Source organism: Micromonospora sp. NPDC048887 (assembly GCF_040649715.1).
In the GTDB taxonomy this organism is placed as follows: domain Bacteria; phylum Actinomycetota; class Actinomycetes; order Mycobacteriales; family Micromonosporaceae; genus Micromonospora.
Genome location: NZ_JBEZGA010000003.1, coordinates 240829 through 261676 on the forward strand (window position 1 = coordinate 240829; position 20848 = coordinate 261676).

16 protein-coding genes are annotated in these 20848 nt (G+C 73.5%); 8 read left to right on the forward strand and 8 right to left on the reverse strand.

Going from position 1 to position 20848, the window contains the following annotated elements:
- Positions 1-84: 84 nt before the first annotated feature.
- The 4 genes from AB0C17_RS06705 to AB0C17_RS06720 form a co-directional block, all read right to left on the reverse strand.
- Positions 85-894, reverse strand: a complete 810-nt coding sequence (locus AB0C17_RS06705; RefSeq protein ID WP_357388087.1) for a metal-dependent hydrolase — start codon at positions 892-894, stop codon at positions 85-87.
- A 121-nt stretch (positions 895-1015) separates the two neighbouring features.
- The gene (locus AB0C17_RS06710) at positions 1016-3472 is read right to left on the reverse strand and encodes a protein kinase (RefSeq protein ID WP_357388089.1); all 2457 of its coding nucleotides are present in this window, start codon (positions 3470-3472) and stop codon (positions 1016-1018) included.
- 89 nt (positions 3473-3561) lie between these two features.
- A complete protein-coding gene (locus AB0C17_RS06715) occupies positions 3562-4887 on the reverse strand; it encodes a glycosyltransferase family 4 protein (RefSeq protein WP_357388091.1) in 1326 nt (441 codons plus the stop codon).
- Between the two features lie 128 nt (positions 4888-5015).
- Entirely contained in the window at positions 5016-6959 is a 1944-nt protein-coding gene (locus AB0C17_RS06720) for an amylo-alpha-1,6-glucosidase (protein WP_357388093.1), read from the reverse strand.
- A 42-nt stretch (positions 6960-7001) separates the two neighbouring features.
- On the opposite strand from AB0C17_RS06720, the gene AB0C17_RS06725 reads away from it, so the two are divergent.
- Complete coding sequence (locus tag AB0C17_RS06725) at positions 7002-9722, forward strand: glucosidase (protein WP_357388095.1); 2721 nt, start codon at positions 7002-7004, stop codon at positions 9720-9722.
- 97 nt (positions 9723-9819) lie between these two features.
- Here the strand turns inward: AB0C17_RS06725 and AB0C17_RS06730 are convergent, their stop codons facing one another.
- Entirely contained in the window at positions 9820-11139 is a 1320-nt protein-coding gene (locus AB0C17_RS06730; RefSeq protein WP_357472493.1) for a hypothetical protein, read from the reverse strand.
- A gap of 134 nt (positions 11140-11273) precedes the next feature.
- Here AB0C17_RS06730 and AB0C17_RS06735 point away from each other — a divergent pair, with 134 nt between their 5' ends.
- The 3 genes from AB0C17_RS06735 (at position 11274) to AB0C17_RS06745 (ending at position 13884) form a co-directional block, all read left to right on the forward strand.
- The gene (locus tag AB0C17_RS06735) at positions 11274-11972 is read left to right on the forward strand and encodes an HAD family hydrolase (RefSeq protein WP_357477078.1); all 699 of its coding nucleotides are present in this window, start codon (positions 11274-11276) and stop codon (positions 11970-11972) included.
- Between the two features lie 22 nt (positions 11973-11994).
- Positions 11995-12780, forward strand: a complete 786-nt coding sequence (locus AB0C17_RS06740; protein WP_357477081.1) for a DUF4184 family protein — start codon at positions 11995-11997, stop codon at positions 12778-12780.
- Between the two features lie 402 nt (positions 12781-13182).
- Entirely contained in the window at positions 13183-13884 is a 702-nt protein-coding gene (locus AB0C17_RS06745; RefSeq protein WP_357472484.1) for a hypothetical protein, read from the forward strand.
- A gap of 64 nt (positions 13885-13948) precedes the next feature.
- Here the strand turns inward: AB0C17_RS06745 and AB0C17_RS06750 are convergent, their stop codons facing one another.
- Complete coding sequence (locus tag AB0C17_RS06750; RefSeq protein WP_354873181.1) at positions 13949-14224, reverse strand: hypothetical protein; 276 nt, start codon at positions 14222-14224, stop codon at positions 13949-13951.
- 47 nt (positions 14225-14271) lie between these two features.
- The gene (locus tag AB0C17_RS06755) at positions 14272-14703 is read right to left on the reverse strand and encodes a hypothetical protein (RefSeq protein ID WP_357388105.1); all 432 of its coding nucleotides are present in this window, start codon (positions 14701-14703) and stop codon (positions 14272-14274) included.
- Positions 14704-15094: 391 nt separating this feature from the next.
- Here AB0C17_RS06755 and AB0C17_RS06760 point away from each other — a divergent pair, with 391 nt between their 5' ends.
- From AB0C17_RS06760 to ugpC, 4 genes are read left to right on the forward strand one after another with little or no spacing between them, the layout of a single operon-like run.
- Complete coding sequence (locus AB0C17_RS06760) at positions 15095-16378, forward strand: ABC transporter substrate-binding protein (RefSeq protein ID WP_357477083.1); 1284 nt, start codon at positions 15095-15097, stop codon at positions 16376-16378.
- A gap of 55 nt (positions 16379-16433) precedes the next feature.
- The gene (locus tag AB0C17_RS06765) at positions 16434-17441 is read left to right on the forward strand and encodes a sugar ABC transporter permease (protein WP_357477086.1); all 1008 of its coding nucleotides are present in this window, start codon (positions 16434-16436) and stop codon (positions 17439-17441) included.
- Between the two features lies 1 nt (position 17442).
- Positions 17443-18279, forward strand: a complete 837-nt coding sequence (locus tag AB0C17_RS06770) for a carbohydrate ABC transporter permease (RefSeq protein ID WP_357477089.1) — start codon at positions 17443-17445, stop codon at positions 18277-18279.
- Positions 18280-18288: 9 nt separating this feature from the next.
- On the forward strand, positions 18289-19497 hold the full coding sequence (gene ugpC / locus AB0C17_RS06775; RefSeq protein WP_357477092.1) for a sn-glycerol-3-phosphate ABC transporter ATP-binding protein UgpC: 1209 nt from the start codon (positions 18289-18291) through the stop codon (positions 19495-19497).
- An 84-nt stretch (positions 19498-19581) separates the two neighbouring features.
- On the opposite strand, the gene AB0C17_RS06780 is transcribed toward ugpC, so the two are convergent.
- Positions 19582-20685 carry a winged helix DNA-binding domain-containing protein gene (locus tag AB0C17_RS06780; RefSeq protein ID WP_357477095.1) on the reverse strand — a complete coding sequence of 368 codons (1104 nt, stop codon included), beginning with the start codon at positions 20683-20685 and terminating at the stop codon, positions 19582-19584.
- Positions 20686-20848 lie beyond the last annotated feature (163 nt).

Consider the following 20848-nt stretch of genomic DNA (forward strand, 5'->3'; position numbering starts at 1 on the left):
GTTGTTCCGGCGCCGGACGGCCACTGCCGGTCCGCTGCGCGCCGAGGCGGGCTGACCCGGGCCGCTCCTGGACGTGCGCTCCGGCTACACCTGGATGTTGAAGCGTTGCAGCACCGACGGGGCGACCAGCCCCAGCGCGGCCAGCACGGAGAGCACCGTCATAGCGGTGCGCAGCACCACGGTCTCGGCCTTGCTGCCGGTGCGCAGGGCGATCTTGTTCGGGAGCCCGATCATCGTCCACATCCGGCGTTTGATCGGGATGGGCCAGAGGATCGGCACGCCGGCTCGGGTGATCATGTCGCCGAGGATGTGCACGAAACAGCCCACCCCGACCGCGAGGCCGATCATCGGATAGCCGCGGTCACCGGGCAGGTTGGCGAACGTGAACCAGGCCGCGGCGGCGGACACCAGCGTGACCACCACCCAGCCGGCGCGCTCGGCCCACTGGTCGAAGAGCCCGCGCAGCGCCAGGCCGATCATGAAGAAGAGGATGCCGACCACCGCCCACTTGCCGTAGTGGGCGCAGAGCGCGGTGGTACCCCAGCCGACGAGCACGGTGAACGGCACGGTGTGGGTCAGCGTGCGGTGCCCGTTGTTGCGGCGTGGATCCTTGCTGAGCTTGGTGGCGTAGTAGACGCCGAGCGAGATCTTCTCCACCACCTCGGCGACGAAGAGGCTGAACACGCCGAACGTGCGCGCCACGGTGGCGCCACCCTGGTTCCGGGTGACCTTGCCGGACAGGTCGAGGTCGGGGAAGAGCGCCCCGCCGGCGCAGACCGCGGTGCCCACCGCCACCGCCAGCGGTGTCTGGTGGTAGTCCGCGAACTGGGCCATCGCCCAGGAGCCGGTCAGCCACACCGCCGCGCCCGAGAGCGCGTGGGACGGTCCCATCATCTCGGCTCGCCCTTCCCGAAGATCTTGATCTACGAAACTACGCCACTGTAGTCAGCCGGTACGACGGCGGGGCATCACCCGGACGGTCCACAGGGGAAGGAGCAGCCGGGGACGCCGAGGTTCAGCCCGCGGTACGGGTGGGCCGGACCGTGCCGAGGCTCGCGCGGATGACCGCGAACTGTTTCGAGGCCGCCTGCCAGTCGGCGTCGGACGTGGTCCAGCCGAGCGTCCAGCCGGCCCGCTCGCCCGGCAGTACGCGCAGCGCGTGCATCCGCTCCCCGTACGGCGCTGTCCACAGGCACTCCCACGCCGCTCCCGGGCCGTCGGGCTCCAACCGGAGCTTCTGGTACAGCGGCAGCCGGCCGGCGGATTTCAGGTCCCGCTCGGACGACTTCAACCGGCCCACCGGATCGCCGCCCGGGTAGGGCTCGACGCCGAGGATGCGCCGGGTGGCCGGGTCCTGGAAGCAGGTGGTGTCGCCGGAGCGCAGTTGCAGCCAGCCGGCGGGCAGCGCGATGCGGAAGCCACCGGTGTCGGCGGGCCAGACCCAGCCGGCCGGAACCGTCACCGGCGGGTTGTCGGGGGGCGGACCCTTGCGGACCGGTGTGCCGGCCACGTCGGGCCGGACGCAGGGGAACGGCGGGGGCGGCATGCCCGGCCCGGGCGGGCGGTCCCAGGGGCGGACGACAGCCTCGGTGGACGTGCTCGCCTGCGGTGGATCGTCGTGGCCGCCGCTGATCGCCAGCGCGGTGCCCACGCCCGTCGCCACCGCCAGCAGCACGGCGCCCAGCACGAGCCCCCAGCGGTGCAGCGGGTTCCCGTCGGCGGCGGGCAGCGGCGGGTCGGCGGGGCGGGGGACCCCGGCGGGGCGGGGCGGGGCGGGGTGCACAGCGCCGCTGTCGACCGGCCCGCTGTGCGCGACCGGGGGAGGCTTGGCCACCGGCGCGGAGCCGGGACCACCGATGCGCACCGGACTGAGGGCGTCGGCGCGGGGGGCCGACTCGGGCCCGCCCGGGCTGCCCGGATCGACGAAGCTGGTGAGGACCGTGGGACCGAGACTGATCGGGCCGGGGCGGGCCGGCCCGCCCCGGGGCGGGTCCGGCTCCGTGGCGGCGGCCGGGTCGTTCTGCCCCGGCGGGCCGGCCCGGCCGCGCTCCGGTGCGCCTGCGGGGGCACGACCCGGGGCCCCGGCCCGGTCCCGATCCGGGTCACCGGCCCGGGCGTGCTCCGGCGGCGCGGCCCGGCCGACGGCGACCGGGCGATCGGCCGCACCCTGGCGATCGGCCGCACCTGGGCGGTTGGCCGCACCGGAGCCGGCAGGTGCGGCCGGGCCACCGGCCGCGCCCGAACCTCCGTCGGCGGCCGGACCGCCTGACGCATCCGGGCGGCGGTCCGCATCCGGCCCGCCGGCCGCGGACGACGGGGACGGGAGGCCGCCGGAATCCGAGCGGCGGCCGGCCGAACCCGGCACGTCCGCCGGTCCGGTGGCCTCGGCCGCGTCGCCCGGTGGCGGCGCGCGGTCGCCCTCGGCGGGCGGGGCCCACTCGCTGCGCTTCGCCGCCCGGTTCCACGCCCGCGCGGCGGCGGCCGGCGGCATCAGGTCCGGGTAGATACCGCCAGCTGGTGCGGCCGGGCTTCCCGGGAGCGCCGCACCGTCACCGGCGGCGCCGCGTGCCGGGACGTCGGCCTCGCGGCCGGCCCCCGCCCGGTCGGAGGACGCGGCGGTGGCGCGGCCGGCGGACCCGGCGGCCTCCGCGTCGGCCTCCGACACCGCGGCGACGCCGAGCAGCCGGGCCGTCTCGCGGTGCCCCATGCGGGTACGCGGATCGCGGCGCAGCAGCCCGGCCAGCACCGGCGTCAGCGGGCCGGCGTGCGGCGCCGGGTCGGGCGGCCGGGTGGCGAGTGCGGCGAGCGTGGCCATCGCGGTGCTGCGGGCGTACGGCGAGCGGCCCTCCACCGCGGCGTGCAGCGTCGCGCCGAGCGACCACATGTCCGCCTCGACGCTGGACACACCCTCGGCGGCCCGTTCCGGGGCGACGTACTGCGGGGAGCCGAGGACCAGGCCGGGACGGGTCATGGCGCCGTCGCCGCCCTCGAACACGGCCAGCCCGAAGTCGGTGAGCAGCACCCGCCCGTCCCGGGCCAGCAGCACGTTCGCGGGCTTCACGTCCCGGTGCAGCACCCCGGCGTCGTGGGCGGCGCGCAGCGCGGCGAGCACCGACAGGCCGATCTCGGCGGCCCGCCCGGGCGGCAGCGGCCCGTCGCTCTCGATGATCTCCTGGAGCGAGCGGGACGGGACGTACTCCATGATCAGCCAGGGCTCACCCTGGACCCGGACCACGTCGTAGACCCGTACCACGTTGGGGTGGTTGAGCCGGGCGGACGTGCGCGCCTCGCGCAGCGTACGGGCGCGCAGCTCGTCCCGCTCGTTCTCGGCGAGCCAGTTCGGCGGCACCACCTGCTTCACCGCGACCTCGCGTTGCAGCTCCTCGTCGCGCGCCCGCCAGACCTGGCCCATCCCGCCGCGGCCGACCAGTTCGAGCAGGCGGTACCGCCCCGCGATCACTACCTCCCGCACCGCACTCCTCACCGCTGGTCAGTGGTCCACAATAGCCAACGGATCGGACGGTACCTATCGCATGTCAGTGCGTCATGTCCTCCGGGGGCCTAACTTGCCGCGCCGGCGAGCAGGTTCCCCTCCGGCACGGCGATCGGGGACCGGTCGCCGGCGAGCAGGGTGGTGGCCCGGCGGGCCTGGAACGCGTCGTGGTCGCGGCGGGCGGTCGCGTAGGCGGCAGCGGTCCGGGCGGCGATCGCCGACCAGGTGTAGCGCCGGCTGACCATGGTCCGCGCCCTGCGTGCCACCCGCCGGGCGAAGACCTCGTCGCCGAGCAGCCGGTCGACGGCGCCGGCCAGCGCGTCCGGATCGCCGTGCGGGAAGGTCACCCCGGTCACCCCGGGCTCGACGATCTCGGCCAGCCCGCCCGTGCGGGCCACCGCGAGCGGCGCTCCGGCGGCCGCCGCCTCCAATGCGATCATGCCGAACGGCTCGTAGAGGCTGGGAATGACCGTGGCGTCGGTGGCGGCCAGCACCGCGGGGAGCTGGGTGGCGTCCATGAAACCGGCGAACCGGACCGTGTCCCCCAGGTGCAGCCGCCGTGCCTGGTCGACCAGCTCGTCCCGGTACGGCCCGTCCCCGGCGATCACCACCCGCAGGCCGGGGTGTCGCTTCGCCAGGTGCGGCACCGCGTGCACCAGGTGCTGCACGCCCTTCTCGTAGACCAGCCGGCCGGCGTACCCGACGAGCGGGCCGCCCGCCGCGAAGCGGGCCCGGGCGGAGGCCACCGCGTGCGGCCGCGCCCGCCAGACCCGGTCGTCGACGCCGTTGGCGACCACGTCGATGCGCCCGGCCGGTACGCCGAACAGCCGTGCCACCTGGTCGCGCATGTAGCCGGAGCAGGCGATCACCCGGCCCGAGGCGTTGCTCAGCCAGTGCTCGACGCCGTGGATGGTGCGGTTCATCTCCTCCGGCAGCCAGCCCTGGTGCCGGCCCGCCTCGGTGGCGTGGATGGTGGTCACCAGCGGGACGTCCAGGTGCTCGGCCAGCGTGACGGCGGTGTGCGCGACCAGCCAGTCGTGGGCGTGGATCACGTCGTAGGTGCCGGTCGAGGCGGCGCGCAGCGCGGCCCGGGTCAGCGTGTGGTTGAAGGCCATGGTCCAGGCCAGCAGCGAGCCCGTGGCGAGCGGGAACCGGACCGGGTCCTCGGCGGCGCGGACGACGCGTACGCCGTCGGCGTACTCCTCCAGGGGAGCGCCCTCGGCGTGGCGGGTGACGACTGTGACCTCGTGTCCGGCGGCGGCCAGCGCCACTGAGAGGGCGTGTACGTGGCGGCCGAGCCCGCCGACGAGCACCGGCGGGTACTCCCAGGAGAGCAGCAGCACCCGCAGGCGCCGGGCGGGCTGGATGTCGATCACTTCGGCGTCGGCTGACACGCGGCCCCCTTTGAGTTGTGGCGTCCCCACCCCGGGCGGCGTCGCCGCGGTGTCCGGTGGGGTCGTCGCCCATCCTGCCGAGGGGTCGATAACCGGCGGCGACGCGCCGGTTGCCGGTCTGTAACGCGTTACCGGCGCATCCGCCGCGCGCGCAGCAGCTCGGCCACCGACCACGCCTGGAACGGGCAGCCGGTGGCCGCGTGCGGGGGCGTGCCCTCGGCGGTCTCGCTCACCGAGCCGAGGCCGTCCTCGGTGAGGTGGCCCACCAGTCCCACCAGCAGGTCGTCGGTGGGCAGCCCGGCCCGGCGGTACGCGTCCAGCAGCGGCCCGGTCAGCCACGGCCAGACGGTGCCCTGGTGGTACGCGGAGTCCCGCTCGGCGGGCCCACCCCGGTGCCGTCCGGTGAAGCCGGGGGAGTCCGGGGCGAGGCTGCGCGGGCCGAGCGGGGTGAACAACGCCTCGGTGATCCGGCGCAACGTCACCTCGTCCGGTTCCAGCGGCGCGTGCGGCAGCGACCAGGCGAGCAGTTGGTTGGGGCGCAGCAGGTCGTCGTCGTGGTGCGCGGCCCCGCCCAGCGGGTACGCGGGCGCCGGTGCGTCCACCACGTCGTGCAGCCAGCCGGCCGGGGCGGGGAAACGCTCCCGGAACGCGGCGGTGGCCCGGTCGTGCAGGGCGTGCAGCCCGGCGGCGTCGCGTCCGGCCAGCTCGGTCAGCTCGGCGAGCCCGGCCAGCCCGTTGATCCACAGCGCGTTGACCTCGACCGGCTTGCCGGTACGCGGGGTCACCGGCACGCCGTACACCCGGGCGTCCATCCAGGTCAGCGCCACGTCCGGCGGGCCGCCCTGGGCCAGCAGCCCGTCGGCCGGGTCCACGCCGATGCCGTACCGGGTGCCCGCCACGTGCGCCTCGACGACGCCGTGCAGCGCGGGCAGCAGCTCGTCGCCGAGGTCGGTGTCGCCGGTGACCGTGACGTGCCGGTGGACCGCGTGCAGGAACCACAGCGTTGCGTCCACGGTGTTGTACTCGACCCGGCCGGTGTCGGCGGTGTTCGCCAGCATGCCCTCGTTCAGCGTGGCCGCGTACGCCCGCAGCAGGTCCCGGCCCTCGTCGGCGCGGCCGGTGCACAGGAACAGGCCCTCGTAGGAGATCATCGTGTCCCGCGACCAGGCGCCGAACCAGGGGTAGCCGGCGACCACGTCCGGGCCGGTCGCGGTGCGTACCACGAACGCGTCGGCGGCCAGCGCGAGCGTCGCCTCGACCGCGTCGCCGGGTTTCGCCGCGGCCACCACCGCCCGGCTGCGCCGCCGGGTGGCCTCCACCACCGCGGTCGCCGGTGGCGGCTCCTCGGCCAGGTCGTCCGCCCAGGCCAGCACCGACACGGTAGCGCCCGGCTCGTCGAGCGCGCCGGTGAACCGGCCCGCGTACCAGAGGTCCTCGTCCGGGTGCAGGCCGCGCTCGGCCTCCACCCGGTGACGCACCCCGTGCCACCACTGCCCCTCCGGGGTCCAGTCCGGCCCGGACAGGCGGTACGCGCCGTCGACCACGGCGCCGCCCGCAGCCGGCTCCAGCCGGGGCGCCGGGCCGTCCGCCCGCCGCTCGCCGTGCGCGTCGCGCCAGGTGCAGGCCGCCGCCAGGTCCAGCCGCACCGGGCCGCCGGAGATCAGCCGGTGCACCACCGCCACGCAGGAGCGGCCGTACGTCATGGCGATCTCCCGCTCGATCACCACGTCGCCGATGCGCCAGCGCCAGCGCGGCACCCCGTCGGCCAGGTCGAAGTGCTCCAGCAGCTCGAAGCCGCGCGGGTCCACCACGCCCGAGGACCACTCGTGCGCGCCGAGGCGGACCTGCCGCCCCGACGGCAGGGTCACCGCCGGATCGAGGCTCACGAGTCCCACCTTGCGGGACGCGGGCGTGTCACCGGCCACCACGAGCAGTCCGTGGTACCGGCGGGTGCGCAGCCCGGCCACGGTGCCCATGGCGTACCCGCCGCGCCCGTCCGTGACCAGCCATTCCCGCGCGGCGGCGGTGGACAGCTCGCCGCAGACCCGCGGCCCGAAACGGATGTCGATCAACTTTCCTCCACCGGCAGCGAGGTGTGACATGCCACGGCGACAATGGCCGCTGTGGAGAAGTACCCGGGCGGCGTCGAAGATGAGCCAGTGATCACCGACCGGTCGACCTCCGCGTCCCCCGACCCCGAGCGGCACCGGCTCGCCCAGGCCGACGCCGGGGAGCAGGACTGGCGCGCATGGGGCCCCTATCTGTCCGAGCGGGCGTGGGGGACGGTACGGGAGGACTACAGCGAGCACGGCACGGCGTGGGACTACTTCCCCCACGACCACGCGCGGTCCCGAGCGTACCGGTGGAACGAGGACGGCATGGCGGGCGTCTGCGACGACCGGCAGACGTTCTGCTTCGCCCTCGCGCTGTGGAACGGGCGCGACCCGATCCTCAAGGAGCGGATGTTCGGCCTCGGCGGCGACGGCGGCAACCACGGGGAGGACGTCAAGGAGTACTGGTGGTACCTCGACAGCACCCCGACGCACTCCTTCATGCGCTGGCGCTACCACTACCCGCAGGCCGCCTTCCCGTACGACGAGCTGGTCGCGGTGAACGCGCTGCGCGGCCGGGACGACACCGAGTACGAGCTGGTCGACACCGGCATCTTCGACGACGACAGGTACTGGGCGGTCACAGTCGACTACGCCAAGGCGTCCCCGGCGGACATGTGCGTGCTGGTCACCGTGGCGAACCGGGGAGACCAGGACGCGACGCTGCACGTGCTGCCCACGCTGTGGTTCCGCAACACCTGGGCGTGGGGCCTGCCCGGCACCGACCGGGTGCCGAGGCTGACCGGCGAGGAGGCCGGGACGCGCGGCGGCGCCCGGCTCGTCGGTGACCACTGGGTGCTCGGCCAGCTGCTGCTGGAGGGCGACGGCGACCCGGTGCCGCTGCTGTGCGACAACGAGACGAACGCCGAGCGGCTGTGGGGGCTACCAGGGCGGTCGCCGTACCCGAAGGACGGCATCAACGACCACGTGGTGGCCGGCGCGGACACCGTCAACCCGGAGCGCACCGGCACCAAGGGCGCGCTGCACTACGTGCTGGACGTGCCGGCGGGCGAGAAGCGGCAGATCCGGTTGCGGCTGACCCGTACCGCGCCGCCGCCGGCCGCCGCGCCGCCCGCCCCGGCCGACCTGGGCGACGGGTTCGACACCGTGCTGTGGGCCCGCCGGGCCGAGGCGAACCGGTTCTTCGACAGCGTCATCCCGGCCGCCGCCACCGCCGACGAGGCACTGGTGGCCCGCCAGGCCATCGCCGGGCTGATGTGGGGCAAGCAGTTCTACCACTTCGACGTCGAACGGTGGCTGGCCGGCGACCCCGGCTCCGCGCCGCCGCCGGCCGGCCGCCGGCACGGGCGCAACAGCGCCTGGTGGCACATGAACAGCTTCGACGTGATCTCCATGCCGGACCCGTGGGAATACCCCTGGTACGCGGCCTGGGACCTGGCCTTCCACTGCGTCACCATCGCCCGGGTCGACCCGGGCTTCGCCAAGGAGCAGATCCTGCTGCTGCTGCGCGAGTGGTACCTGCACCCCAACGGGCAGATCCCGGCGTACGAGTGGGCGTTCGGGGACGTCAACCCGCCGGTGCACGCCTGGGCGGCGCTGAAGGTCTTCGAGATCGACGGCGCCCGCGACCACGAGTTCCTCGCCCGGGTGATGCACAAGCTGCTGCTCAACTTCACCTGGTGGGTCAACCGCAAGGACACCGGCGGCAACAACGTCTTCGAGGGCGGCTTCCTCGGGCTGGACAACGTCGGCCCGTTCGACCGCTCGGCCGCGCTGCCGGTGGCAGGGGTGCTGGAGCAGTCCGACGGCACCGGCTGGATGGCCATGTACGCGCTCAACCTGCTCGACATGGCGATCGTGCTGGCCGAGCACGACCGCACGTACGCCGACACCGCCACCAAGTTCTTCGAGCACTTCGCGTACATCGCCGCGGCGGCGTACCACCAGGGGCTCTGGGACGCCGAGGACGCGTTCTTCTACGACGTGCTGCGGCTCGCCGACGGCACCAAGGTGCCGCTGAAGGTCCGCTCGGTGGTCGGGCTGCTGCCGCTGGCCGCTGTCACCCGGCTGACCGCCCGGACCATGCGCCGCCTGCCGGAACTGGGCGCGCGGCTGCGCTGGTTCCTCACCAACCGCCCCGAGTACGCCGAGGTGATCGGCGCCCGCCGGCTCGGGCCGGACGGCCGCCAGCAGCGGCTGCTGTCGATGGTCGCCCCGGACCAGGTGGTACGCCTGCTGGCCCGGATGCTCGACACCGACGAGTTCCTCTCCGAGTACGGGCTGCGCACGCTGTCCCGGGCCCACCTGGACAAGCCGTTCACAGTCATGCTCGGCGGGCAGGAGTTCAGCGTCGGCTACGAGCCGGCCGAGTCGACCAGCGGCCTGTTCGGCGGCAACTCCAACTGGCGCGGCCCGATCTGGATGCCGACGAACTTCCTGCTGATCAGCGCGCTGCGCGACTACGCCGCGTTCTTCGGCGACGACCTCCAGGTCGAGTACCCGACCCGGTCCGGCGTCAAGCGCACGCTGGACGAGATCGCCGACGACCTGTCCGCGCGGCTGATCTCGCTGTTCACCCGCGACGACTGGGGACGGCGGCCGATCTACGGCGCCGCGCAGCTCTTCCAGACCCACCCGGACTGGCGCGACCTGATCTGCTTCCCGGAGTACTTCCACGGCGACAACGGCGCCGGCCTGGGCGCCTGGCACCAGACCGGCTGGACCGCGCTGGTCGCCGACCTGATCCTCACCTTGCGTCGCTGACGCGGCCAACCCTCACCTTGCGTCGCTGACGCGGCCAACCCTCACCTTGCGTCGCTGACGCGTGGGGCGCGGCGGGACACCGCCGCGCCCCGCCCGTTCACGGCAGCGGCAGGAACGCCAGCCGGGCGTGGTACTCCCCGGCCACCGTCACCGTGTCGCTGCCGACCCACAGGCCCCGGTCGGTGGCGTACAGCTCGCCGGTGCCCACCCCCCGGTCCTTTGTCGGGTTCCACGGCAGCGCCTTGCCCGTGGTCGGGTGGATCGCCCCGATGCCCGGCCGGGACACCGCGCCCGGGCCGGCCGAGTTGCGGCCCTGCGGGTTGTCCAGCCAGCGCTGGTGCCCCCCGACGTAGACCGCCGCGCCGGTCACCGCCACCGACAGCAGCGTGTCGCCGCCGGTGTAGTTGGCCCAGGTCGGCTGCTTGCCGCCGGTGGCCGTGCCGAACTCGAAGCGCGCCGCGGTGTCGCAGAGCGTGCCCGGGAACGCCGCCCCGGTGGTCACCACCGCGAACCAGGTGCCGTCCGGGGAGATGTCCACCCCGCGCAGGTACGACGGCATCGACCGCGCGCACTGCGGCTGGTAGCGGTCGGTGGCCCAGCCGGAGAGCGTGGCGCCCGCGCCGGACAGGTTCGCCACCGCGAGCTGGTGCCGCGCCACGCTGGCGACGGTGCTGAAGTTGCCGGCGAACACCAGCCGGGTGCCGTCGGGGGAGACGTCCAGCGCCTCGACCTTCACCGGGGCCGTCGCGCCGGAGGTGGTCTTGCGCGGGCCGGCCAGGTTCAGGTTGACCGACGCGTCGGCCGCCCCCGTGGTGGCGTTCACCGCCGCCAGGGCACGGCGGGTCACCCCGCCGACGGTCTGGAACGCGCCGCCGACGATCAGCCGGTTGCCGACCAGGCGCATGTCGTTCACCTGGTTGTTCAACGCCGGCGTGGAGAACCCGGCGACCCGGGCACCGGTGGCCGCGTCCACCCGGGCCAGCCGGGACGCCGCGGTGCCGTTGACAGTGGTGAACGCGCCGCCGATGTAGAGCGAACGGCCGTCCGGCGCGGCGGCGAGCGCCTTGACCGCGCCGTTCACCTGCGGCCGGAACGTGGTGTCGATCCGGCCGGTGGTCGCGTCCAGCGCCACGAGCCGGGGCATCGCCAGCTGGGCCGACTGACTGGCGTTGCGCACCTTGGTGAACGTGCCGGCCACGTACACGCGGTTGCCGATCTGGAGGATCCGGTGCACCGTGCCGTCCAGCGCGTGCGGCGTCCAGTCGACCGGGTTCGTGCCGACCACTGTGGTGTGCGCGGCGTTGACGGCGAGCGCCGGGGAACCCGGCAGTGCGGCGCCCGCGACCGCCAGCGTCGCGGCCACCGCGACGGCCACCCGCCGCCGGCGTCCAGGTGGATGATCAGGTGAGGTCTTCATGGCCGAAGCATGCCGTCCGACCAGGGATTCCGCAGTCGGGTAGCCGCCGGTAACCGGCCGCCGACCGGATAAACCGCGTGGCCCGTCCGGCGGCCGGGCAGTACGGTGTCCGGGGTCCACGAGGGAGGGATGCGATGCCGCCGCGCCGGGAGGCCGCCGTGCTGGTCTTCGACGCCGACGACACGCTCTGGGAGAACAACGTCCTGTTCGAGCGTGTCATCGACGACTTCCTCACCTGGCTCGACCATCCGACGCTGGACCGGGCCCGGATCCGCGCGGTGCTCGACGACATCGAGCGCGCGAACGCCGTCGCGCACGGCTACGGCAGCAAGGTCTTCCTGCGCAGCCTCGGGGAGTGCCTGGAGAGGCTGCGCGAGCGTCCGGCCACCGCAGGGGAGCGCGCCGAGATCGATCAGCTCGCCGCCGCGCTGGTCGGGCACCAGGTGGAGCTGATGCCGGGCGTGGCCGAGACGCTCGACGACCTGGCCGGGCGGCACGAGCTGCTGCTGCTGACCAAGGGCGAGCGCGAGGAGCAGCAGCGCAAGCTGGACGCGTGCGGGCTGCTGCACCACTTCCGGGCCGCGCACATCGTGCCGGAGAAGGACGCCGACACCTACCGCTGGCTGGCCCGCGAGCACGCCTTCGACCCGGCCGCCGCGTGGATGATCGGCAACTCCCCGCGCTCGGACATCCTGCCCGCGCGGGCCGCCGGGATGAACGCGGTCTTCATCCCGAACGAGAACACCTGGATCCTGGAGCACGACGAGCTGGACCCGTCCGACTCGCGGGTGATCCGGCTGGCCGCGTTCCCCGACCTGGTCCAGCACTTCTGAGCGGGCCGGTAACGTCCGGAGGGTGCCGCTGACCTTCCCGTCGCACCTGGCGCCGGTGCTGCCGCTCAAACTGTGGCGGCCGGGCTGGTTCGACGGCGTGGCACTGTGCACCGGCGCGGTGGCGCCGGACGTCGCGTACCTGTTCACCGGCACGCGGCTGGCGCTCGGCATGCGGACGCACACGCTCGGTGGACTGCTCTGGTGGTGCCTGCCGGTCGCCATCGCGTACGCCTGGGTGGTGCGCCGCGTGGTCGCCGGCATCGCGGTGCACCTGCCCGCTCAGCGGTTGTTCGGCTGGCAGTGGTACGCGACGCTGGCCCGGGTACGCCACCCGTGGCAGGTGACCGTCTGCTCGGCGCTCATCGGCGCGTTCAGCCACGTGGCCTGGGACCGGGCCAGCCACAGCGAGCGGTTGCCCCGTCTGCTCGGCGTCGCCGACTTCCACGCCCTGACCGGCGTGTACTGGTACCAGTTCGCCGATCTGGTGACCGGTCTGGGCGGCGGGCTGCTGGTGGCCGGGCTGGCCGTCTACGAGGCCCGCCGCGGGCTGCGGTCCGGTGACGTGCCCGTACCCGGGCCGGAGGCGAAGCCGAACGTGTTCTGGCGGGTGGCGCTGGCGGTCACCGGGCTCGGCGCGCTGCTGCTGCCCGCGCTGCCGGCGGCCGGCGTCGCCGCCCCGGCCGGCGTACGGGCGCTGCACGTGGTCGCGTTGGCGCTCGTCGCCGGGGCGGTGGCGGCCCGGACCGGCCCGCCGTCGCCCGCCGGGCGGACTCGGCGTCTCGAAGTCGAACAGCGCGAAACCGGCTGACCCCGTTACGCCGACATGCCGCAATTCCGCATAGACATCAATCACAACCGCAGTCGTCGGTCATCGCTTGTCCGGCCTGCGCGGACGCGCCTAACCTGAGCCGGCGCCCATGCCTCGTCGGGGTGAGGCGGGGGCGCACCGGAGTCCGGTGGTGAGAGCACCGTGGAGCTGAGTGCGGGCATACCGGCTCGCCGTGCGGAGCCCGGCGGAAGGCGTCGTGCCACGCCTGCCGCGCTCCCGTGGCGCAGACCGCTACCCAACCGGACGGCCGGGGTCAGGACCGGGGAGTTGCGGACCCGGTCCTGACCCGTCCGGCGCCCTCCACCAGCACGCTGGATCGCCGCCCGGATCGCGGGTGGGACACCCCTGGTGCGCGGGCCGGTGACGGAGCGACACTGAGTCATGACACCTCAGCGCGTACCGCTGCTCGCCGGTCTGGTCGTGCTGTTCGTGACGGCCTGCACGGCGACCGGCCACGACGGCGCGTCCCCGGCGCCCACCCCGACGGTCGCGGCGGCGTCCGCGCCGGCCCTCACCGACGCTCCGGAGGCCACCCCCACCCCGCCGGTCCCGACCGATGCCGCGTCGGCCGCCGAGTCCTGGCGCGTCACCTGGGGGTGGGCGGTGCCGGGCGGCCCGGCCCGGGTGACCCATCGGGTACGGGTGCCGGTCACCCCGCCGCCCGGGGAACCGCTGCCCGTCCTGGTGGCGATCGACGTCGGTGACCATCCGGCGGAGGGGTTCAGCCGGATCACGTTCGCCTTCCGCGGTCCCACCCCGTCCTACGAGGTCTCCTACGTGCCACAGGTGGTGACCGAGGGGCGGGGCGCGCCGGTCACGCTGCCCGGCACCGCGTACCTGTCGGTGCGGTTCGATCCGGCCCAGGCGCACGACGCCCGCGGCGGCGGAACGGCGGACCTGCCGCCGGCGGCGATCCGCTTCCCCACGCTGCGCGGATGGGCGGTGGCCGGCGACTTCGAGGGCCACCTCAGTTTCGGCCTCGGCCTGCAACCGTCCGACGGCGGCCGGCTGCCGGTGCGGCTGGGGGAGTCCGACCGCCCGGACGGCACCCACGTGGTGGCAGTCGACGTGCGGCGGAGCTGATCCGGCGAGGAGGCGGGTGAGGCCGTTGGTTTCGAGCTTCGGATGCCCCGTCGATGAGTGAGTGTCAGCCGACCTCGCCGCGCACGATCGCCACCGCCACACGGCAGAACTCGTCCATGTCCGGGTTGAACCCGGCGGCGATGTCGGGGTGCAGGCCGGAGCGGGTCTCGTCGAGCAACCGACGGCAGACGTCCTCCACCGGCTCGCCCGCGTAGCCGGCGCGGACCCGGTCGGCGGCCGCCTGCAGGGCCGAGGTCAGCTGATCCTCCAGCGGGCCGCGCAGCTTCTGCTGCACAGGGTCGAGCCCGCTCGGATCGAGCGTGACATGTGGCTCCGACATCGGCACTCCCTTCGTCGGCGTCCGCGGTACCCCACCGCGGACGTCGGTCAAACCATCGTCGGTACGGCCGACACCCGGACCAGATACGAGAACTCCTCCGCCGGCTGTTCGACGTACGACAGCCGGCGGATCTGCCGGTCGTCGGCCCAGAGCGCGACGTCGACGAGCACGCCGAGGTGGGCGAGACCGATGCTGGACACCCGCTTCTTGTCCTGGAGCACCGCGCACACCCCGCCCAGCAGGGTGCTGGCGTCGGAGGTGCGGTGCCCGGGCGGACAGCGCAGGGTCAGTTCCACCTCGACCGGCCCGGTCAGCGGGGTCCACCCGGTGCGCTGGGCCGCCGTGCAGGCGGCCTGAAGCAGGGCGCGGACCCTCGTCGCCTGCCGGTGCCCGGCGGCGAAGATGGACAGGGCCTCGGTCTTGACCGGGGGCAGGCCGCTCACCTCGAACGTCAGGGCGAGAGCGCGGGTGTCCTGCACGACGGCACCTCCTCGGGGGAATCCTGCCCAACCGGGGAACGCGCGCACGGCACTTCCCGTCAGAACCAACCGATCGGGCGGGCGATGGGGGACGGCCGGAGGCGCGTCGGCGTCGACGGCGACGCGCCGGCTACGGAGCTGGGCAAAACGCTAGCCGAGCCGGCTGACGCTGGGTAGCCTCCGCCGCTCCCGGATCGCCACGGCGGTCGGGGCGCCGGTGTGCCGGGCCGCCGTCACATGTCCGTGATGTTTCGCTCCGTCGCAGGTCGGGCACGTTCAGCCGCACGACACGCCCGGGGCGTCGGGCGATCGGGCCCGTGCCCCGGTCGTCTCGCCGTGCACCGGGGCACGTGTCACTCCCCGGTTCTTCGCCGAAGAGAGGGGGAGGGTGATGACGACAGTCCCCGACACGGCCGCACGGCGGCCGGCCGGACGCGCGGCGGCAGCGGCCGCCGCGCTCGCGTTGGTGGCCCCGCTGGCCGCCTGCGGGTCCGGCGGCGACGGCGGCGTCCCCACGATCAACCTGTACTACCCGCCCGAGCAGAACCTGCAGAAGGTCGTCGACACCTGCAACACGGCGGCGCAGGGGCGGTACCGGATCGACTACCGGGTGCTGCCGCGCGAGGCCGACGAGCAGCGGGTGCAGATGGTGCGGCGGCTCGCCGCGCAGGACAGCGGGATGGACGTGCTCGGCCTGGACGTCACGTGGACCCAGGAGTTCGCCAGCGCGAAGTGGATCAAGGAGTGGACCGGCCAGGACAAGGCCGAGGTCGAGCAGGGCACGCTCGGCGGCCCGCTGGAGACCGCCCGGTACGAGGACAAGCTCTACGCCGCGCCCAAGAACACCAACGTGCAGCTGCTGTGGTACCGGTCCGACCTGGTGTCGCAGCCGCCGAAGACCTGGGACGAGATGATCTCCGCCGCCCAGCAGCTCAAGGAGCAGGGCAAGCCGTACCAGGTGCTCACCATGGGCGCCCAGTACGAGGGCCTGGTGGTGCTCTACAACACGCTCGCCGAGAGCGCCGGCGGCAAGATCCTCAGTGACGACGGCAAGAAGGCGGAGATGGACGCCGGCGCGGTTCGCGCGCTGGACCAGCTCCAGAAGTTCGCCACGTCGGGCGTGACCTCGCCGTCGTTCAGCAACGCGCTGGAGGACCCGGTACGGCTGGAGTTCCAGTCCGGCAAGGGCGCGTTCCAGGTGAACTGGCCGTTCGTCTATCCGGCGCTGCAGGAGGCCAACCCCGACCTGGCGAAGGACGTGAAGTGGGCCCGGGTGCCCGGCGTCGACGCGGACACCCCCAGCAAGGTCACCATCGGCGGGGTCAACCTGGCGGTGAGCAGCTACTCCAAGCACCCGGAGGAGGCGTTCGAGGTGGCCCGCTGCCTGCGTAACGCCGAGAACCAGAAGTTCTCCGCCGTCAACGACGGCGTGCCGCCCACCATCGAGGCCGTCTACGACGACCCGGAGATGACCGAGGCGTACCCGATGAAGGAGACCATCCTGGAGGAGCTGAAGGACTCCGCGGTCCGGCCGCTGACCCCGGCGTACCAGAGCATCTCCACGGTGATGTCGGCGATCCTGTCGCCGCCGTCGGCGATCCGGCCCGAGCAGACCGCCGACGAGCTGCGCAAGGCGATCTCCGACGCGCTGGAGTCCAAGGGGGTTCTGCCATGAGCGCGAGGAGTGAGCCGGTCCTGCGAGCCCCGCAGTCGCGAAAGAAGGTGGCACCGTGAGCGTGAACGCCACCCCGGCCGGCGCGCAGGCCGCCGCCGAGGCCGAGGCCGAGGCCGAGCAGCCGGGCGGCCGGCACGCCGCCGTACCGGAACAGCGGTCCCGGCGTGGATCCCGCGCCCCGCTCAGCGAGAACAAGCGGGCCGAGCGGCGTCTCGGCTGGCTGCTGTGCGCGCCGGCCGCGCTGGTCATGGTGCTGGTCACCGCGTACCCGATCCTGTACTCGGTCTGGCTGTCGCTGCAACGCTTCGACCTGCGCTTCCCCGACGAGCGGGAGTTCGTCGGGCTGGAGAACTACGTCACCGTGCTGACGAACGACTTCTGGTGGACTGCGTTCGGGGTGACCGCGCTGATCACAGTGGTGACCGTCGCGGTCGAGCTGGTGCTCGGCATGGGCCTGGCGCTGATCATGCACCGGACGCTCGTCGGCCGCGGCATCGTCCGCACCGCCGCGCTGATCCCGTACGGCATCGTGACGGTGGTCGCGGCGTTCTCCTGGCGGTACGCCTGGACGCCGGGCACCGGCTACCTGGCGAACCTGTTCGACGGCAGCGCCCCGCTGACCGAGCGGGCCAGCTCGCTGGCGATCATCATGCTGGCGGAGATCTGGAAGACCACCCCGTTCATGGCGCTGCTGCTCATGGCCGGGCTGGCGCTCGTGCCGGAGGACCTGCTCAAGGCGGCCTCCACCGACGGCGCGACGGCGTGGCAGCGGTTCACCAAGGTGATGCTGCCGGTGATGAAGCCGGCCATCCTGGTCGCGCTGCTGTTCCGCACGCTCGACGCGTTCCGGGTCTTCGACAACATCTTCGTGCTCACCAACGGCGGCAACGAGACGTCGTCGGTGTCGATGCTCGCCTACAACAACCTGATCCGGGGCCTGAACCTCGGCATCGGCTCCACGATGTCGGTGCTGATCTTCATCACCGTGGCGATCATCGCCTTCGTGTTCGTGAAGCTGTTCGGCACCGCTGCCCCCGGCAGCGACGATGGGGAGAGGCGCTGACATGGCAGTGGAAACCACCACGCGGGCGAAGGTGCGCTGGGGCCTGCTGGACGTCGTGGTAGTCGTCTTCGCGCTGGTCCCCGTCCTGTGGATCGCCTCGCTGTCGTTCAAGACCCCGGCCACGCTCACCGACGGCAAGTTCTGGCCACGGGAGTGGACGCTCGACAACTACCGGACCATCTTCGACACCGACCAGTTCGTCCGGGCCCTGGTCAACTCCATCGGCATCGCGCTGATCGCCACCACGATCGCTGTGGTGCTCGGGACGATGGCCGCGTACGCGATCTCCCGGCTCGACTTCCCGGGCAAGAAGCTGCTCGTCGGCGTCTCGCTGCTGATCGCGATGTTCCCCCAGGTGTCGCTGGTGTCGCCGCTGTTCGAGATCGAGCGGCAGCTCGGGCTGTTCGACACCTGGCCGGGGCTGATCCTGCCGTACATCACGTTCGCGCTGCCGCTGGCGATCTACACGCTGTCGGCGTTCTTCAAGCAGATCCCGTGGGACCTGGAGAAGGCGGCGAAGATGGACGGCGCCACCCAGGCGCAGGCGTTCCGGCGGGTGATCGCGCCGCTGGCCGCACCCGGCGTGTTCACCACGGCGATCCTGGTCTTCATCTTCTGCTGGAACGACTTCCTGTTCGCGATCACGCTCACCTCGACCGAGCGGTCCCGCACGGTCCCGGTGGCCCTGCAGTTCTTCACCGGCGAGTCGCAGTTCGAGGACCCGACCGGGGCGATCTGCGCCGCCGCCGTGGTGATCACCGTGCCGATCATCCTGTTCGTGCTCTTCTTCCAGCGCCGCATCGTCTCCGGTCTGACCTCCGGCGCAGTCAAGGGATAGGTGGTAGCAATGGCCGACATCGTGCTGGACAAGGTGAGCAAGCGGTTCCCGGACGGGACCACCGCCGTACAGGACGTCGACCTGGAGATCGCCGACGGCGAGTTCGTCATCCTGGTCGGCCCGTCCGGCTGCGGGAAGTCCACCACGCTCAACATGATCGCCGGGCTGGAGGACATCAGCTCCGGTGAGCTGCGCATCGGCGGTGAGCGGGTCAACGACAAGGCCCCCCGGGACCGGGACATCGCGATGGTCTTCCAGTCGTACGCGCTCTACCCGAACATGACCGTGCGGGAGAACATGGCGTTCCCGCTGCGGCTGGCGAAGCTGGACAAGGAGACCATCAACCAGAAGGTCGACGAGGCGGCGAAGGTGCTGGAGCTGACCGCGCTGCTGGACCGCAAGCCGGCCAACCTGTCCGGCGGGCAGCGGCAGCGGGTGGCGATGGGCCGGGCGATCGTCCGCCAGCCCAAGGCGTTCCTGATGGACGAGCCGCTGTCGAACCTCGACGCCAAGCTGCGGGTGCAGATGCGCACAGTGGTGTCCCGGCTGCAGAAGCAGCTCGGCACCACCACCGTCTACGTCACCCACGACCAGACCGAGGCGATGACGCTCGGCGACCGGGTGGTCATCATGCGCGGCGGCGCGGTGCAGCAGGTCGGGCCGCCGCAGGAGCTGTACGACCACCCGCGCAACCTCTTCGTCGCCGGCTTCATCGGCTCGCCCTCGATGAACTTCGTGCACGCCGTCGTGGAGGACGGCCGGCTGCGGACCGCGATCGGTGACGTGCCGGTCGGCGACCGGATCCGCCGCGAGCTGGAAGGCGCCGACGCACCACGGGAGCTGATCCTCGGCATCCGCCCGGAGCACTTCGAGGACGCGGCGCTGATCGACGACGAGACCCGCCGCCGGGGCATGGAGTTCGAGGCGCCCGTCGACATCGTCGAGTCGATGGGCTCGGACAAGTACGTCTACTTCACCGTCGAGGGGGAGCGGGCCACCGCCGCCGAGCTGGAGGAGCTGGCCGCCGACACGGGTGCGGCGGACTTCGCCGGCGCCGGGTCGAACCTGGTCACCCGGCTGTCGGCGGAGTCGCCGGTACGCGAGGGCGAGTCGCGGCGGGTGTGGTTCAACCTGGAGAAGATCCACCTGTTCGACCCGGGCAGCGGCCGCAACCTGACGCTGCGCGAGGGCCGATCGGCCGGCGCGCTCGCCGACTGATCCCGGACCCGCCCGAGGGCCGGTGGCATGTCTGCCGCCGGCCCTCCGCAGGACCGCCGGAGGGGAACGGCAGGCCCTGCGCCGTCACCAGGAGTGGCGCAGCGCAAGGCCGAGGAAGCGGGCGTAAGCAGTCAGTGCGGCGCCGACCCGGGATCGCAGCGCGGCGTCGAACGGCACGAGCTGGTGCACGGTCACCCTCACCGCCTTCGCGCCGATCGTCCGCGTCCAGGTGCCGGCCACGCGCCCGCCGCGCACCACAGTGGAGCGGAACATCCCGTTGTTGCCGGGGACCACGGCGGCGGCGTGCGCCGGGTCGAGCATCAGCGACCGGTCCTTGAAGCCGAGCAGGTATTCGTCGAAGCCGGGCAGCGTGTGCACGTCGTCGGCGGGCGCGCGTGACGCGTCGAGCAGCGCGGTGTCGACCACCGCGGGCTCGCCGTCGACCTCGACCGGGGAGAGCAGGTCACCGGCGAGCGTGATCGCCCGGGTCGCGTCGGTGACGGTCAGGCCGGTCCACCGGGCCAGCTCGTGCCGCGACACCGGGCCGTGGCCGCGCACGTAGCGGTGCGCCAGCAACGCCAGCGCCTCGTCGCGCTCCGGACGGTGCGGCTCGGGCGCCCACTCGTCGAGCAGGACGAACGTCTGCTCGGTGCCGACGTGCGGGGCGATGCAGGTGACGCCGCGCTGGCTGGCGTACCACAGCAGGTGGTAGCCGCGCTGACCGTCCGTGTCCAGCCCGGCGGCGCGCAACGCGGCCAGGCACTCGGCGCGGGTGAGCCGCCCGCCGCCGGTCAGCGCCGCGCCCAGCACGTCGCCGGCCCGGTCGCCGTCGGCGAGGGTCAGCCCGAGCTGCCGCCACCGCCCGCCGATGCCGGCGAGCGTCCGCGCCCCGGTCAGCTCCAGCATCCACCGCGTGTCGCGCGCCGGCACCAGGTGCACGGTGCCGCGCATCGGCCAGGTGCGCAGCGCCTCGCGCCGCTCCAGCGCCGCGCTGACGTCGGCCTGGGTGGCGCCGGGCAGGCGTACGCCGAGCGACCACAGCCCGCTCGCCGCGTCCTGCGCCTGCATGGCGCCGAACCACTCGACCACGTCGGCGACACTTGTCGGGCGGGCGGTGGGGTGCGGGCGCAGCAGCAGGGCGGTCATGCGCAGCGCGAGCGCCTCGGCGCGGCTGAGGCGTACGGTCACGGGCGTCAGCCTAGGCCCGGGGTACGACAACCCGGCCCCTGATCGCGCTGCGCCGGCGGCGCTGCCGACACCAGCGCGATCCCCCGTTCAGGTTCCCGGCGCGGGGGCGGCCGGTGCGGCCGGCGCCGGTCCGATCAGCATCCCGTGTGAGCTGGGCGCAGGC

What these genes read in the sequence shown, in the direction of transcription:
- AB0C17_RS06760 (WP_357477083.1), top strand. Translation starts at nt 15,095, where the DNA reads ATGACGACAGTCCCCGACACGGCCGCACGGCGGCCGGCCGGACGCGCG.
- AB0C17_RS06750 (WP_354873181.1), bottom strand. Translation starts at nt 14,224, where the DNA reads ATGTCGGAGCCACATGTCACGCTCGATCCGAGCGGGCTCGACCCTGTG.
- AB0C17_RS06745 (WP_357472484.1), top strand. Translation starts at nt 13,183, where the DNA reads ATGACACCTCAGCGCGTACCGCTGCTCGCCGGTCTGGTCGTGCTGTTC.
- AB0C17_RS06725 (WP_357388095.1), top strand. Translation starts at nt 7,002, where the DNA reads ATGGCCGCTGTGGAGAAGTACCCGGGCGGCGTCGAAGATGAGCCAGTG.
- AB0C17_RS06730 (WP_357472493.1), bottom strand. Translation starts at nt 11,139, where the DNA reads ATGAAGACCTCACCTGATCATCCACCTGGACGCCGGCGGCGGGTGGCC.
- AB0C17_RS06705 (WP_357388087.1), bottom strand. Translation starts at nt 894, where the DNA reads ATGATGGGACCGTCCCACGCGCTCTCGGGCGCGGCGGTGTGGCTGACC.
- AB0C17_RS06770 (WP_357477089.1), top strand. Translation starts at nt 17,443, where the DNA reads ATGGCAGTGGAAACCACCACGCGGGCGAAGGTGCGCTGGGGCCTGCTG.
- ugpC (WP_357477092.1), top strand. Translation starts at nt 18,289, where the DNA reads ATGGCCGACATCGTGCTGGACAAGGTGAGCAAGCGGTTCCCGGACGGG.
- AB0C17_RS06735 (WP_357477078.1), top strand. Translation starts at nt 11,274, where the DNA reads ATGCCGCCGCGCCGGGAGGCCGCCGTGCTGGTCTTCGACGCCGACGAC.